Raw genomic sequence first — 15,071 nt, 5'->3', positions numbered from 1 at the left:
GTGAGAAGCTTTTTCATGTATTAAGATAGCAAGATGATGCATGATAGATCAAGATTATGAGAAGAGAAAAGGGGATCAGGATGAATAAAAAGGAAATGATTCAGCTTTTGGAAAAAATAGCTGTTTATATGGAAATCAAGGGTGAAAATCCATTTAAAGTATCCGCTTACCGGAAAGCTGCCGGAGCTCTTGAAAAAGATGAACGGACACTTGATGAAATTCACGATCCTTCTGAACTGTCCGGCATCGGCAAAGGGACGGCTTCTGTTATTGAAGAATTAAGAGAAACAGGCACCTCGGAGCTTTTAGAAGAGCTGAAAAAAGATATACCAGAAGGACTTCTTGCTTTGTTAAAGCTTCCAGGTCTTGGTGGGAAAAAGATTGGACGGCTTTATCAAGAACTTGGTGTGGTAGATGTGCAGACATTAAAAGCAGCGTGTGAGGAAGAAAAGGTGCAAAAGCTTTCCGGGTTTGGTGCGAAATCTGAGGAAAAAATACTGGCTACGATTGAAGAAATCGGCTCTAGACCGGAGAGGCTTCCTCTGGCATATATGATGGAAATCGCGGACTGGGTGGACGCAAGGCTGGAAGACCTAAAAGGCATAATTAGATATGAAAGAGCAGGGAGTCTTCGGCGTATAGAAGAAACTGTCAAGGATCTTGATTACATTATTGCAGTAGAAGATGCAGAAGAGGTAAGAAGACAGCTTGTAGCAATGGAGAGCGTAACCAATATTATTGCTGATGGGACCTCAAAGGTTTCTTTGGAAGTTTCATTTGATTTTACCGTAGGAATTGACTTTCGCTTAGTAAAGGATGAAGAATTTGCCACCACCCTTCATCATTTTACAGGATCAAAAGAACACAACGTTCTTATGAGGCAGCTCGCGAAAGCACAGGGAGAGAAAGTGAGTGAGTATGGAGTTGAATCTCTGGATTCGGGCAAAGTGAAAACCTTTGCTTCAGAAAAAGAATTTTATAAGCATTTTAACCTGCATTATATCCCTCCCGAAGCGAGAAGCGGCCTTCATGAAACAGAAATTTTTAAAGAACCAAAGGAATTACTTCAAATAAATGACATACGCGCTGACCTTCATATGCATACAACGTGGAGCGACGGTGGTTATTCTGTAAAGGAAATGGCTGAGGCAGCCCGTGAAAGAGGTTATGAATATATTGCGATTACCGATCACTCTAAATTTCTTCAGGTTGCTAATGGCCTGAATGAAGATCGATTGAAAAGGCAGCAAGAAGAAATTCAACGTGTTAACGAAGCGATGGATGATATCACGATTTTTTCTGGAATTGAAATGGATATTCGACCCGATGGTACTTTGGACTTTGAGGACGAGACATTAATGGAGCTTGATTTTGTCATTGCTTCCATTCATTCCTCTTTTTCTCAAAAAAGAGAAACGATTATGAAAAGGCTGGAAACTGCTTTAACAAATCCTTACGTAAATCTGATTGCTCATCCTACGGGAAGGTTGATCGGACGCCGTGAAGGTTATGATGTAGATGTAGAACAGTTAATTGAAAAAGCTGCCAAGACAGGAACAGCCTTAGAATTGAATGCGAATCCTCACAGGCTGGACTTGTCTGCTAAGTGGCTGAAATTGGCGGCTGAAAAGGGAGCTGTCATTTCTATCAATACGGATTCCCACCAAACCAGCACCTTTAAATTTATGGAGGTTGGAACAGGGTTTGCACGTAAGGCCATGCTGACAAAAGATCAAGTTCTGAACACCTGGTCAAAAGATGACTTTCTATCGTTTGTAAATAAAAAGCAAAACAACTCAGGAGAGAAGTAAAAGAATGACAAGTAAAGAAAACAAATGTGTGAAATGCTGGAAAAGGAGGAGGCTTTTTTGTTAGAAAGAGTGCTGCGTGTATTAGAATATGACAAAATGAAACAACAGCTTAAAGCCCATATTGCTTCTTCCCTTGGAAGAAAAAAAGCAGAGGAACTACAGCCTTTAACGGATCTTGAAACCGTGAAGAAAGAACAAAAGCGAACGTATGAAGGTACAAAAGTTCTTCGTTTAAAGGGACAGGCTCCTCTTGGAGGGATCCATGATATCCAGCCACAAATTAAGCGTGCAAGCATTGGTGGTATGCTCAACGCTGAAGAGTTACGGGATGTAGCAGATACTATCTATGGCGGCAGACGCTTGCGCACATTCATTCAAAACATGGTTGAAGAGGAAGTGTCTTTACCTTTATTAGATGAGTTAACAAGCGCCATCATTCCATTAACAGAGGTTGAAAAAAGCATTAAACAGTGTATTGATGAGCATTCTGAGGTTCTTGATTCTGCAAGTGATTCTTTGAGAAATATAAGACAAAATATCAGAAGTCATGAATCTTCGGTGCGATCAAAGCTGGATCAAATTATCCGGTCTTCCAGCAATCAAAAGAAACTATCTGACACGATAGTGACGATAAGAAATGACCGGTATGTGATTCCAGTAAAGCAAGAATACAGAGGGGCTTTTGGAGGAATCGTTCACGACCAGTCAGCATCTGGAGCTACATTATTTATCGAGCCTCAATCTGTGGTTTCAATCAATAATCTGCTAAGAGAAGCACGAGTGAAAGAAAGACAGGAAATTGAACGGATACTCATGGAGTTATCAGGATTAATAAATGAGCAGGGAGAGGAGCTGCTCAGCAATATTGAAGTGCTTGCTGAGCTTGATTTTCTTTTTGCGAAAGCATACTATGCAAAAGAAATTAAGGGCACGCAGCCTTCTTTAAATGAGGATGGACGCCTTGAATTTCTGAAAGCCCGTCATCCTCTTCTTTCCGAAGAGGAGGTCGTGCCTATTGATGTAGAGCTTGGAGGCTCATTTTCTTCCTTGATTATAACCGGTCCGAATACCGGAGGAAAGACAGTCACTTTGAAAACAGTAGGCCTGCTCTCTTTAATGGCTCAATCCGGCCTTTTCCTTCCGGTAGAAGAAGGGTCCGAAGCTTCGGTTTTTTCTCAGGTTTTTGCTGATATTGGAGATGAACAGTCCATTGAACAAAATTTAAGCACATTTTCTTCACATATGACTAATATCGTAAACATTTTAAAACATGTCGATCATAAAAGCCTGGTTCTATTTGATGAGATAGGGGCAGGAACTGATCCGACGGAAGGAGCTGCCCTGGCTGTTTCAATTCTGGACTATGTGTACAGTACTGGTGCTAAATTAGTAGCGACTACTCACTACAGTGAACTCAAGGGATATGCTTACAATCGAAAAGGCGTAATGAATGCAAGTGTGGAATTTAATGTTGAAACTTTAAGCCCAACGTATCGTCTCCTTATCGGTGTGCCGGGCCGAAGCAACGCTTTTGCGATTTCCCGGCGCCTCGGGCTGGATGAATCGATCATTGCAGCTGCAGAGAACGAAGTAACAGCTGATTCACGTCAAGTGGAGCAGATGATCACCTCACTTGATGAAAGACGAAAAGCTGCTGAAATGGAAAGAGAGGAAGCCGAGACTCATCGCAGGGAAGCAGAAAAGCTTCATGAAGAGCTTGAGCATAAGCTGGCAGAAGTGGAAGAGAAAAGGTCAGGCATTTTAAAGGAAGCTGAAGATAAAGCTGAAAAAGAAGTGAAAAAGGCACGAAAAGAAGCGGAAAGCATTATCAGTGATCTGCGGCGTTTACAAAAAGAAGGGCTGTCTGTTAAAGAACATGAACTTATCAGTGCAAAAAAACGAATGGATAAAGCAGCACCCGAACTTACCCCCAAAACAAAACAAATAAAAAAGCAAGCTATGAAAAAAGAAGCCCTTCACCCTGGAGATGAGGTAAAAGTATTGAGCTTCGGTCAAAAGGGGCAGATTATTAAGCAGGTAAACGAGACGGAGTTTCAGGTACAATTAGGAATTATGAAAATGAACGTAAAAAAAGAAGATATGGAGAAGGTTAAAGGAGAAACGGCTAAATCTCAGCCTAAGCCGATAGCTTCCGTGTCTTCTGCAGGACAAGCAGTAAAACCAGAACTTGATCTGCGTGGAGAACGCTTCGATGAAGCGATGAGAAAAGTAGAGAAGTATTTAGATGAAGCTGTTCTTGCCGGGTACAACCAGGTTCATATCATTCACGGAAAAGGAACGGGGGCTTTGCGTAAAGGCGTAAAGGACTTGTTAAAGAAACACCCGAGTGTGAGCGGAACTCGTGACGGAGGTATGAATGAGGGCGGGCTTGGTAATACAGTGGTAGATTTAAAATAATAGCCTTTACACTTATAGAGGGCTGGTGGCAGACGTGGAGGAGCTATTTGAAAATCCATTTATACAAACAGCAGGCCAATACAGTGTAGCGGTATTGGCATTGATCGTGTGCCTGACTATTTTCGAATTTTTAACTCCCTATAAAAATTGGGAAGAAATCAAAGCGGGAAACATGGCCGTAGCTCTCGCTACAGGAGGGAAGATATTTGGAGTAGCAAATATCTTCCACTTTTCTATCTTGCATAACGATTCTATATTGCTCATGTCAGTATGGGGAGCATTTGGGTTTGCTTTGCTTATGTTAGGATACTTGATATTTGAATTTTTAACTCCAATGTTTAAAGTGGATGAGGAAATAGAAAATGGAAATAAGGCAGTAGGATTTATCGCCTTTGTTTTGTCAACTGGGCTTTCTTTTGTTATCGGGGGAGGAATTAATTCGATGTAACGAAAGAGAGCTTGATTTAGGATGAGGAGGATCAGTTGTGGAAACACTATGGAAAGTCTTAATTGTTTGTTGTATCGGATTTATGTTGGCAGGGGTTATTTACTTAACATTTTTCGTATAATTTCGGAAAAACAGGGAGGAGAGTCCTCCTTTCATCTTATTATTTCGAATATTCATTATAATTTGTCAAAAAATTTAAAATAACCAGTTTAAAATTGTAAACGCTTCCATTAGAATGTAAGTATAAGGGAGGAGTTTTAAAAAGAAGGAGGACTTTAAAATAAAAGGAGATGGGGAAATGGTAAAGGAAAAATTATGGCTGGAAAGTTACCCGCAGGAGATACCTTCAACTCTAGAGTATGAAAATCGTTCTTTGCAATCATTTTTACAAGAAGCAGCACGTGAGAATCCTGAAAAACAAGCTTTTCATTTTATGGGTAAGGATATGACCTATAAAGAGGTCTACGGAGATGCTCTGAGATTTGCGAATCAACTGCGAAGCCTTGGAGTGAATAAGGGAGATCGTGTTGCCATTATGCTTGCCAACACTCCTCAGTCGGTTATTTGTTATTACGGAGCTTTATTAGCAGGGGCCGTGGTAGTACAAACAAATCCATTATACGTCGAACGGGAGATTGAGCACCAAATGATTGATTCTGGTGCAAAGGTTATGGTATGTCTTGATATTCTTTACCCCAGAGTAGAAAAGGTATGGAGAAAAACTTCTTTAGAATATGTTGTGGTAACTAGTATTAAGGATTACCTGCCTTTCCCTAAAAATGTAATTTATCCTTTCGTGCAGAAAAAGAACACCGGTATCAAGGTTAATATTTCGTATAACAGCAAAACACTCCATTTTCCGTCTCTTCTTTCAGCGGGGGAGGAGAAGGAACTTGATATACCGATTGACCCAAAAGAAGATCTTGCCTTATTACAATACACCGGCGGGACCACAGGACCGGCAAAAGGTGTGATGCTTACTCATTACAACCTGGTAGCAAATACGCTTCAATGCAGGGCATGGATGTACAAAATGAAAAAAGGAGAAGAACGGGTTCTGGCTGCATTACCATTTTTTCATGTGTACGGTATGACCGTTGTAATGAATTTATCTATCATGTATTTGACGAAAATGATTATCCTTCCTAAATTTGACCCGAAGCAAGTGTTAAAGGCGATTCAAAAACATAAGGTAAGTCTGTTCCCTGGAGCTCCTACTATGTATGTCGGTCTTATTAATGAACCTGACATCGAGAAGTATGACCTCTCTTCTATTGAAGCATGTCTCAGCGGTTCGGCGCCTCTTCCAGTGGAGGTTCAACAGCAGTTTGAGAAGCTGACTGGCGGAAAACTGGTCGAGGGATATGGATTAACAGAAACATCCCCTGTAGCTGTTTCCACCCCGATTTGGGGGAAAAGGAAAGCTGGAAGCATAGGGGTGCCATGGCCTGATACTGAGGTGGCCGTTCTTTCGGCAGAAACAGGTGAATCAGCTGAGCCAGGTGAAATAGGTGAACTTATGATCAGGGGACCGCAGGTAATGAAAGGTTATTACAACAAGCCTGAGGATACAGCTGCCTCTTTTAAGGAAGACTGGTTTTTAACAGGCGATATGGGTTACATGGATGAAGAAGGATACTTTTATATCGTAGATCGGAAAAAAGATATGATTATTGCTGGTGGTTTTAACATTTATCCAAGAGAGATAGAGGAAGTGCTGTACGAACATGAAGCCGTTCAGGAAGCAGCCGTAATCGGTGTGCCTGACACGTATAGAGGAGAAACCGTGAAAGCATTTATCGTACTAAAAAAAGGGAAAAACGTAACAGAAGAAGAACTTGAAAAGTTCTGCCGGGAAAATTTAGCTGCATTTAAAGTGCCTCGTTTATATGAATTTAAAGAAGAGCTTCCAAAGACAATGGTTGGAAAAATCCTTCGTCGGGCGCTTGTGGAAGAGGAAGAAAAAAAGCGTAAAGAAAATGAGGATTCATTAAAAAAAGGAAGCTAATGATATAAGCCGCCGTCCCATCGGCGGTTTATTTATTACAGATGGATAAGGTGCCAGGCACCAATCCGAGTCTGTAACAAGTTCAAGTGGGCATCTTGTGTCATTGGAAAGTAATATGACAATGAGAGCTGGTGCCAGGCATCATTATAAAAAAGTTGTAAAAAAGGATTTAAAAATGAACGACTATTCAGTACAATGAGGATAGAGGAGAAATACCTTTAGAGAGGAGAGGGTGAGGGAGGATCTTGAATGGTAAAAGAACTGCAGAGACAATGGGAAGCTAAATATCCGCCTGAAATTTCAACAAATATTGAATATCCAAAAAGAACTCTTCAATCCTTTTTAAAACAAACGGCAGAAGAGTATCCAAATCATAAAGCCCTGTATTTTTATGGGAAAGAGTGGACATATTTGGAGCTGTATGAAGAGTCTGTTACATTTGCCGGTCAACTTCAAGACCTGGGGGTAAAGAAAGGTGATCGGGTAGCCATCATGCTTCCTAACACTCCCCAGTCTGTCATTAGTTATTATGGAACATTGTTAGCAGGAGCAGTGGTAGTGCAGACTAATCCCCTTTACATGGAGCGGGAGCTCTTACATCAGATGACTGATTCAGGAGCTAAGGTTATGATCTGTCTGGATTTACTTTACCCCCGTGTGATGAAAGTTAAGGAAGAGACACAGCTTGAACATATTGTCGTAACAAAAATAAAAGACTGCCTGCCTTTCCCAAAAAATGTGGTATACCCACTAACGCAAAGAAAAAGTGCAAAGGTTAAAGTAGATATTTCCTACAATCATTTTATCCACTCTTTTTCATCCTTGCTGAAAAAAGGATCCTTTAAGGAAATCGAGGATGAGGTGGATCCAGTTGAAGATCTAGCCCTTCTACAATATACCGGAGGGACTACTGGTCTTGCGAAAGGTGTTATGCTATCGCACTATAACTTAGTAGCTAACACTACTCAATGTTTAAGCTGGATGTATCAAATGGAAAAAGGAAAGGAAAAAACATTAGCTGTTCTCCCTTTTTTCCATGTTTACGGTATGACAGTTTCCATGAACCTTTCGGTTATGAATGGATCACAAATGGTGATTCTCCCTAAGTTTGATCCAAAAGAGGTTCTACAAATGGTTCAGAAACATAAGATTACCACCTTCCCAGGTGCGCCAACGATGTATATCTCACTTTTAAATCACCCTGACCTGGAGAAATACGACTTATCGTCTATTAAGGCATGTATCAGCGGTTCTTCCCCGCTTCCCGTGGAAGTACAGCACCAATTTGAATCTGTCACGGGCGGCAAACTTGTAGAGGGATTTGGCTTAACTGAAAGTTCCCCGGTAACGCACTGTAATTTAATCTGGGGAGAGAGAAAAGAAGGAAGTATTGGCCTTCCGTGGCCCAATACGGACGCTGCGATCCTTTCACAGGAAAGTGAAGACTTCGGCGAGCCTGGAGAAATTGGGGAGTTAATTATAAGAGGACCGCAAGTAATGAAGGGATACTGGAACCGTCCAGAAGAAACAGCTGCCACTTTCTTTGACGAATGGCTGAAAACGGGAGACATGGGTTACATGGATGAAGAGGGCTTTTTCTACATTGTTGACCGGAAGAAGGATATGATTATTGCCAGTGGATTTAATATCTATCCTCGTGAGATTGAAGAGGTACTGTATGAGCATCATGCAGTGCAAGAAGCTGTAGTCATTGGAGTGCCTGACCCGTACCGCGGGGAAACGGTGAAAGCCTTTATCGTAACAAAGGAAGGAATGACTCTCACGGAAGGCGAACTTAACAAGTATTGCAGAGAGAATCTTGCTTCCTACAAAGTTCCAAAGATATATGAATTTCGAAGTGAGCTTCCTAAGACCATGGTGGGAAAGGTTCTACGCCGGGTACTAGTGGAAGAGGAAAAAGAGAAACGAGCACAGTCTAAAGAAAAGAGTCATCAGAAAACTTCCTGAAATCCTGGAATTAAGATTGACAGTTTATAAATGTTTTCATAAAATAAAAGAAAGATGAATGAACGGTCATTCATTACATCGTGAATTACATCGCAAAGAATGAATGGGAGAAAGGAAGACTAAGATGAGTAAACGAAAAGGACCGAAATACGAACAAATTATAGAAGCGGCCGTTCGTGTTATTGCAAAAAATGGCTACCACCACGCACAAGTATCAAAAATCGCCAAAGAGGCAGGTGTGGCAGACGGCACCATTTATCTCTACTTTAAAAATAAAGAAGACATCCTCATTTCACTTTTTGACGAAAAGATGGGTACGTTCGTCAGTAAAATCAGAGAGGAATTGTCAACAGTGGAGTCAGCTGCAGAAAAGCTGTCGGTCCTAATCAAGCTTCATTTTAAACAATTGGCCGCTGACAAGCATTTAGCTGTGGTTACCCAATTAGAATTAAGGCAGTCTCACAGCGATTTGCGTCAGCAGATTAATGAAATATTGAAGGATTACTTATCTTTAATGGAAGAAGTAATCATAGAAGGCAAGGAATCTGGAAGCTTTTCTTCTTCATTGAACGAAAAGCTATCAAGACAAATGGTCTTTGGAACATTAGATGAAGTGGTAACAAACTGGGTTATGAAAGAATGTAAATATGATCTGGAAGAATTAGCTGAACCTGTTTATTCTATGCTTTTAAATGGTTTTAAAACCAATGCTGAAAGCACAGTAGAAATGTAACAGCTAAAGAAACGAGGAGGGGGACAGCCTTTATTATGTCATATTTGTCTATAAAAAAGGAACATAAGATTGGGTATATTACCATAAATCGGCCCCCGGCTAATGCTCTAGCCAAAGCATTGCTGGAAGACTTTGAGAAAGCAATAGAAGAGCTTGAACAAGATTCAGAAGTAAAGGTTATTATTTTACACGGAGAAGGTAAATTCTTTGCAGCGGGAGCTGATATTAAAGAATTTACACAGGTGAATAATGAAGAAGAGTTCGCCCGGTTATCAAAAAACGGGCAGCTTTTATTCGAACGATTGGAAGCCCTTACAAAACCGGTGATCGCGGCGATCCATGGAGCTGCTCTGGGAGGGGGATTGGAGCTTGCCATGGCTTGCCACATAAGGATCGCAACCGAAGAAGCAAAGCTCGGGCTGCCAGAGCTTAACCTTGGAATCATTCCTGGCTTTGCCGGCACCCAGAGGCTGACCCATATAGCAGGCAGTGCAAAAGCAGCTGAAATGATGCTGAGCGGCGAGCCCATAACAGGGAGAGAAGCAAAAGCCGTAGGACTGGTAAATCAAGTATGTGCAGAAGGCGAGCATTTGGAAACGGCTGTAAAGCTTGCAGAAAAGATAGCTTCCAAGAGTGCCGTGAACATTCGCATGATTATGGAGCTTCTCTCTTACAGCAAAGGAGAGGACTTTAGAAAAGGAGTAGAAAGAGAAGCAGAGCTTTTTGGAGAATCGCATGGAACTCATGATAGTAAAGAAGGAATCACTGCTTTTCTTGAAAAAAGGAAACCTCAATTTAAAGACCACTAAGCAAATTTATTTTACTAGGGAGGGATAGTAATGAATATTTTTGTCATTATGAAGCGCACATTTGACACGGAAGAGAAAATTGTTATTAACAACGGGGTAATTGATGAAGAGGGAGCAGAGTTTATCATTAATCCCTATGACGAGTACGCTATAGAGGAAGCCATTGTTTTACGAGAAGCTCATGGCGGGGAAGTGACGGTCATAACTGTAGGGGATGAGGAAGCAGAAAAGGAGCTCCGTACCGCTCTGGCAATGGGAGCAGACAAAGCCGTTTTACTGGACATTGAGGATATTGATGGTGAAATTGATCATTTTAGTGTCTCAACTATGCTCACGGCATACTTAAAAGACCAGGAGTATGACATTATCCTGGGGGGAAATGTTGCCGTTGATGATGGAGCTGGACAGGTAGCACCTCGTGTGGCCGAAGGTCTTGGAATTAATCAAGTAACAACGATTACAAAGCTTACAGTCGATGGAGATAAAGCAACAATTGAAAGGGATGTAGAAGGGGACATCGAAATTGTAGAAACTGCTCTTCCTCTTCTGGTGACTTGCCAGCAAGGGTTGAATGAACCAAGGTATCCATCACTTCCAGGGATTATGAAAGCAAAGAAAAAGCCATTAGAGACCCTTGACCTGGATGATTTAGATCTTGAGGAAGAGGACGTAGAAGCAAAGACTAAAACGACTGATCGCTTTCTCCCTCCGGAAAAAGGAGAAGGGAAAATTCTTGAAGGCGATGTGAACGATCAGGTGAAGGAATTAATTGACCTATTGAAAAATGAAGCAAAAGTTGTCTAAGGAGGGATTTAGAATGGCTAAAAAAGTAATTGTTCTGGGAGAAACCCGTGATGGGGAAATTAGAAATGTAACCTTTGAAGCAATCGCAGCAGCTAAAAAGGTTGCTGATGGAGGAGAAGTAGTCGGTGTTCTCTTTGGAGAGAACGCGAGTGGCTTTGCGAATGAAATGATTCATTACGGGGCGGACCGTGTGCTGACTTCAGAGCATTCCGACTTAAAGCAGTACACCACTGACGCTTATCAGCAGGCAATTTTACAAGTGTGTGATCAAGAAAGCCCGGAGGGGATTATCTTTGGTCATACTTCTTCAGGGAAGGATCTTGCTCCCCGACTGGCAGCTAAACTTGGGTCAGGACTTGTATCCGATGCTGTGGACATAGAGATAGAGGGAGGCACAGCGGTTTTTACCCGTCCTATTTATTCAGGTAAGGCTTTTGAAAAGAAATCTATTGAGGATGGGCTCGTATTTGCTACCATTCGCCCCAACAATATCGCTTCTTTAGAGAAAGATGAGGCAAGAAGCGGAGAGGTGCAGTCTATTGACGTAGATATCAAGGACTTACGAACCATCATTAAAGAAGTAGTGAAGAAAACAGCCGGCGGTGTAGACTTATCTGAAGCGAAGGTTATTGTTGCCGGCGGCCGTGGAGTAAAAAGTGATGAAGGGTTTAAGCCGCTTTATGAACTTGCTGAAGTGTTAGGCGGGGCTGTAGGGGCATCCCGGGGTGCCTGCGATGCCGAGTATTGTGACTACGCTTTGCAAATTGGGCAGACAGGTAAAGTGGTAACCCCTGACCTTTACATTGCGGCAGGTCTTTCCGGGGCCATTCAGCATTTGGCGGGAATGTCCAATTCCAAGGTCATCGTTGCGATTAACAAAGATCCTGAAGCGCCTATATTTGAAGTAGCAGACTATGGAATAGTAGGCGACCTGTTTGAAGTAATTCCGCTTCTTACTGAAGAGTTTAAGAAAGTTACAGCGTAAGACAAAGAAGGGTGTCCCAAAAGCCTGCTTTTGGTGCTACCCTTCTTTTTGTTTCCTGTTCGGGGCACATAAAATGTCCAGTTTTATATTTTTATTTTCGGGTATTCTAACTAGTGCAAGTTATTCGCTTCTATCATTTGGCAATGCTATAATGCATATGTGTAACTAAAGTGTTGACCAAAGGAGGATTATAATGGCAATTGTAAACGTAACTGATCAAAACTTTGCGGAAGAAACATCTGCGGGTGTAGTTCTTGCAGATTTTTGGGCTCCGTGGTGCGGGCCTTGTAAAATGATTGCGCCTGTTTTAGAGGAACTTGATTCTGAAATGGGAGACAAAGTGAAGATTGCTAAGCTTGATGTAGACGAAAACCAGGAAACTGCTGGGAAATACGGGGTAATGAGTATCCCCACTCTCCTTGTATTCAAAGAGGGAGAAGTAGTCGAGCAAGTGGTTGGATTCCAGCCAAAAGAGCAATTGGAAGAACTGCTTAATAAACATCTGTAAGAAAAAACGAACTGGTGGCAGAAGACGTTTGCCGCCAGTTTTTTATGTAAATTAGTATGTTTATATTGCACTCTTCTCTTTTTAAAAGGCTTTGTTTAAGGATGATGCGGATTTTATAAGGCTTTTGATTGTAGATATAAACGCATAAACCGAAGATACAATTGACTGAATAGTATTACTTGCTGTTCCTCCTTTATAAGACAGCTTACATGCAGTATGATTAAGCCAGGAATAATAAATAGCCTCTCAAGAAAATACAAAGAGGTGGAAGCTATGAGTCAACTTAAAGAGAAGCTGGCAGTCTTGCCTGATCAGCCAGGCTGCTATTTAATGAAAAATAAAAACAACACTGTCATCTATGTAGGAAAAGCAAAGGTACTGAAGAATAGAGTTCGCTCCTATTTTACTGGTTCTCACGATGGAAAAACTCAAAGACTGGTTAGCGAAATCAGAGACTTCGAATATATTATCACTTCTTCAAACCTGGAAGCTCTCATACTAGAGATGAACTTAATAAAGAAATATGAACCAAAGTACAACGTCTTGTTAAAAGATGATAAATCGTATCCTTATTTAAAAATTACTAACGACACTCATCCTCGTTTACTTACAACAAGAAAAGTAAAAAAGGACGGCGGGAAATATTTTGGTCCCTATCCAAATGCTTTTGCAGCAAACGAAACAAAGAAGTTACTGGACCGTCTGTATCCCTTAAGAAAATGCAGGACGCTGCCAGACAGGGTGTGCCTCTATTATCACATAGGCCAGTGTCTTGCCCCATGTGAATTTCCGGTCAGTAAAGAGCAAAACAAGGAAATGGTTCAGGAAATTGTACGCTTTTTAAATAATGGCCATCAGGACGTAAAGGCTGAATTGCAGGAAAAAATGAATGTTGCTGCAGAGGAGCTGAACTTCGAACGCGCCAAAGAACTAAGAGACATGGTGCAGCACATCGATTCGGTTATGGAAAAACAAAAAATGATGATTAAAGACCAGACTGACAGAGATATCTTTGCTTATTCTTTTGACAAAGGCTGGATTTGTGTTCAGGTTTTCTTTGTGCGTCAGGGGAAATTGATTGAAAGGGATGTTTCGGTATTTCCTTATTATCAAGATGCAGAGGATGCATTTTTAACTTTTCTCGGACAATTCTATTTAAAGGCAGAGCACATTAAACCAAAGGAAATTTTTATTCCTGCCCATTTAGATCGAGAAATGGTTGAAAAGCTGCTTGAAGTGAAGGTATATCAGCCTAAGCGGGGAGAAAAGCTGGAATTGGTAAAGCTTGCCGAAAAGAATGCAGAAGCCGCTTTAAAAGAACGTTTTGCCCTTATAGAACGGGATGAAGAGAGAACAATTAAAGCGGTGGATAAGCTGGGGGAAGCTTTAGGAATAGATACTCCTCATCACATCGAAGCGTTTGATAACTCGAATATTCAAGGAGCCGATCCGGTTGCTGCCATGGTGACGTTTATAGATGGAAAGCCGAGTAAGAAAGATTACCGGAAATATAAAGTGCGAAGTGTAAAAGGTCCTGATGATTATGCCTCTATGAAAGAAGTAGTTCGAAGGAGATATCTGCGACTGTTGAAAGAGCAGTCTCCTCTGCCTGATCTCATTGTTATTGATGGAGGAAAAGGCCAGCTTTCAGCAGCTCAAAGTGTTTTAAAGGATGAACTTGACCTATTGACCCCTGTTGTTGGTCTGGCAAAAGATGAAAAGCATAAAACGGCCCAGCTGGTTATGGGAGACCCTCCTGAGTTTGTCACCCTTAAACGGGACAGCCCGGAGTTTTACCTCTTGCAGCGGGTGCAAGATGAGGTCCATCGCTTTGCTATAACCTTTCACAGACAGAAACGAGGCAAAACAATGTTTACCTCTGTTCTGGATGATGTTCCAGGGGTAGGGGAAAAGAGAAAACGAAGCTTGTTAAAGCATTTTGGTTCTGTAAAGAAAATGAAAGAGGCCTCTTTGGAGGATTTTCGCCATGCTTCTATCCCAGACAAAGTTGCAAAAGATATTATGCAGCGATTAAATGAAGAATAAGAGCAGCGGCCCCTTTTCAGGATCCGCTGCTCTTTTTTCTTGTTTTTCTTGTTTCTCTTCCGAAGTGATCCTTAGGATCCCAATGAACTTCAAAGAGTACTTTGGTTTTTTTATCAGTAATAAATGTTTCGGCAGGGCAGCTGGTTAACCGCTCTAACTGCTCAGCCAGAAAGCCCGCTTCCAGGTGGCGGTCAAACGAAGCTTTTTTTCCTCCAGCCAGGTGTGGAAGTTCTAGTTCTATAAGAATTTCGCTTTTCTTTTCTTTTAATATATGAACTTCTCCCCATCCGGCTTTTACGAAAAACTCTTTAATTTCATCAATGGATTCCAATGGGAAATTCCTTGCCAGGGCTTTCCCGCCCCAATATAGTATCTCGCTATGTTCTTTTCCTAAAAGCTCAGGAAGAAGAGTGTCGCGGATAAGCTCATATCCAAAGTTTGTATATGACTGATTCTCTTTTTCCATAAAAGGCCCCCACTTTCTCTATCTATATTATAGCGGGTTTTAGCTATTTTCTCTATAGAATCTCGGT

12 protein-coding genes are annotated in these 15,071 nt (G+C 41.5%); 11 read left to right on the top strand and 1 reads right to left on the bottom strand.

Annotation, left to right across the window (positions count from 1 at the left end):
- The first annotated feature begins 74 nt into the window (after positions 1 to 74).
- The 11 genes from polX (at position 75) to uvrC (ending at position 14,538) form a co-directional block, all read left to right on the top strand.
- The gene (gene polX, locus ACFPU1_RS07900; protein WP_385940499.1) at positions 75 to 1,811 is read left to right on the top strand and encodes a DNA polymerase/3'-5' exonuclease PolX; all 1,737 of its coding nucleotides are present in this window, start codon (positions 75 to 77) and stop codon (positions 1,809 to 1,811) included.
- 57 nt (positions 1,812 to 1,868) lie between these two features.
- On the top strand, positions 1,869 to 4,229 hold the full coding sequence (locus ACFPU1_RS07895; protein WP_385939941.1) for an endonuclease MutS2: 2,361 nt from the start codon (positions 1,869 to 1,871) through the stop codon (positions 4,227 to 4,229).
- 34 nt (positions 4,230 to 4,263) lie between these two features.
- Positions 4,264 to 4,677 carry a DUF350 domain-containing protein gene (locus ACFPU1_RS07890; RefSeq protein WP_385939939.1) on the top strand — a complete coding sequence of 138 codons (414 nt, stop codon included), beginning with the start codon at positions 4,264 to 4,266 and terminating at the stop codon, positions 4,675 to 4,677.
- 298 nt (positions 4,678 to 4,975) lie between these two features.
- Positions 4,976 to 6,685, top strand: a complete 1,710-nt coding sequence (locus ACFPU1_RS07885) for a long-chain-fatty-acid--CoA ligase (RefSeq protein ID WP_385939937.1) — start codon at positions 4,976 to 4,978, stop codon at positions 6,683 to 6,685.
- A gap of 249 nt (positions 6,686 to 6,934) precedes the next feature.
- Positions 6,935 to 8,653 (top strand): long-chain-fatty-acid--CoA ligase, encoded by a 1,719-nt coding sequence (locus ACFPU1_RS07880; protein ID WP_385939935.1) that lies wholly within the window; start codon positions 6,935 to 6,937, stop codon positions 8,651 to 8,653.
- Positions 8,654 to 8,777: 124 nt separating this feature from the next.
- Positions 8,778 to 9,386, top strand: coding sequence for a TetR/AcrR family transcriptional regulator (locus tag ACFPU1_RS07875; protein WP_054635090.1), 609 nt, complete (start codon positions 8,778 to 8,780; stop codon positions 9,384 to 9,386).
- Between the two features lie 35 nt (positions 9,387 to 9,421).
- The gene (locus ACFPU1_RS07870) at positions 9,422 to 10,195 is read left to right on the top strand and encodes an enoyl-CoA hydratase (RefSeq protein ID WP_385939933.1); all 774 of its coding nucleotides are present in this window, start codon (positions 9,422 to 9,424) and stop codon (positions 10,193 to 10,195) included.
- Positions 10,196 to 10,225: 30 nt separating this feature from the next.
- On the top strand, positions 10,226 to 10,999 hold the full coding sequence (locus ACFPU1_RS07865) for an electron transfer flavoprotein subunit beta/FixA family protein (protein WP_054635089.1): 774 nt from the start codon (positions 10,226 to 10,228) through the stop codon (positions 10,997 to 10,999).
- A 13-nt stretch (positions 11,000 to 11,012) separates the two neighbouring features.
- Positions 11,013 to 11,984, top strand: coding sequence for an electron transfer flavoprotein subunit alpha/FixB family protein (locus tag ACFPU1_RS07860; RefSeq protein ID WP_100399822.1), 972 nt, complete (start codon positions 11,013 to 11,015; stop codon positions 11,982 to 11,984).
- 193 nt (positions 11,985 to 12,177) lie between these two features.
- Complete coding sequence (trxA, locus tag ACFPU1_RS07855; RefSeq protein WP_054635088.1) at positions 12,178 to 12,492, top strand: thioredoxin; 315 nt, start codon at positions 12,178 to 12,180, stop codon at positions 12,490 to 12,492.
- Positions 12,493 to 12,765: 273 nt separating this feature from the next.
- On the top strand, positions 12,766 to 14,538 hold the full coding sequence (gene uvrC, locus ACFPU1_RS07850) for an excinuclease ABC subunit UvrC (RefSeq protein WP_385939930.1): 1,773 nt from the start codon (positions 12,766 to 12,768) through the stop codon (positions 14,536 to 14,538).
- 16 nt (positions 14,539 to 14,554) lie between these two features.
- Here the strand turns inward: uvrC and ACFPU1_RS07845 are convergent, their stop codons facing one another.
- Complete coding sequence (locus ACFPU1_RS07845; protein ID WP_385939928.1) at positions 14,555 to 15,004, bottom strand: YslB family protein; 450 nt, start codon at positions 15,002 to 15,004, stop codon at positions 14,555 to 14,557.
- Between the last annotated feature and the right edge of the window lie 67 nt (positions 15,005 to 15,071).

This window comes from Thalassorhabdus alkalitolerans (assembly GCF_042656525.1).
GTDB lineage: Bacteria > Bacillota > Bacilli > Bacillales > Marinococcaceae > Thalassorhabdus > Thalassorhabdus alkalitolerans.
Note: the sequence above shows the minus strand (reverse complement) of the source record. Positions and strands in the feature narration are given on the sequence as shown.

Excerpts from the sequence above, each read along its gene's own strand:
- ACFPU1_RS07885 (WP_385939937.1), top strand. The coding sequence starts at position 4,976 with ATGGTAAAGGAAAAATTATGGCTGGAAAGTTACCCGCAGGAGATACCT.
- ACFPU1_RS07880 (WP_385939935.1), top strand. The coding sequence starts at position 6,935 with ATGGTAAAAGAACTGCAGAGACAATGGGAAGCTAAATATCCGCCTGAA.
- ACFPU1_RS07875 (WP_054635090.1), top strand. The coding sequence starts at position 8,778 with ATGAGTAAACGAAAAGGACCGAAATACGAACAAATTATAGAAGCGGCC.
- ACFPU1_RS07870 (WP_385939933.1), top strand. The coding sequence starts at position 9,422 with ATGTCATATTTGTCTATAAAAAAGGAACATAAGATTGGGTATATTACC.
- ACFPU1_RS07865 (WP_054635089.1), top strand. The coding sequence starts at position 10,226 with ATGAATATTTTTGTCATTATGAAGCGCACATTTGACACGGAAGAGAAA.
- ACFPU1_RS07860 (WP_100399822.1), top strand. The coding sequence starts at position 11,013 with ATGGCTAAAAAAGTAATTGTTCTGGGAGAAACCCGTGATGGGGAAATT.
- trxA (WP_054635088.1), top strand. The coding sequence starts at position 12,178 with ATGGCAATTGTAAACGTAACTGATCAAAACTTTGCGGAAGAAACATCT.
- uvrC (WP_385939930.1), top strand. The coding sequence starts at position 12,766 with ATGAGTCAACTTAAAGAGAAGCTGGCAGTCTTGCCTGATCAGCCAGGC.
- ACFPU1_RS07845 (WP_385939928.1), bottom strand. The coding sequence starts at position 15,004 with ATGGAAAAAGAGAATCAGTCATATACAAACTTTGGATATGAGCTTATC.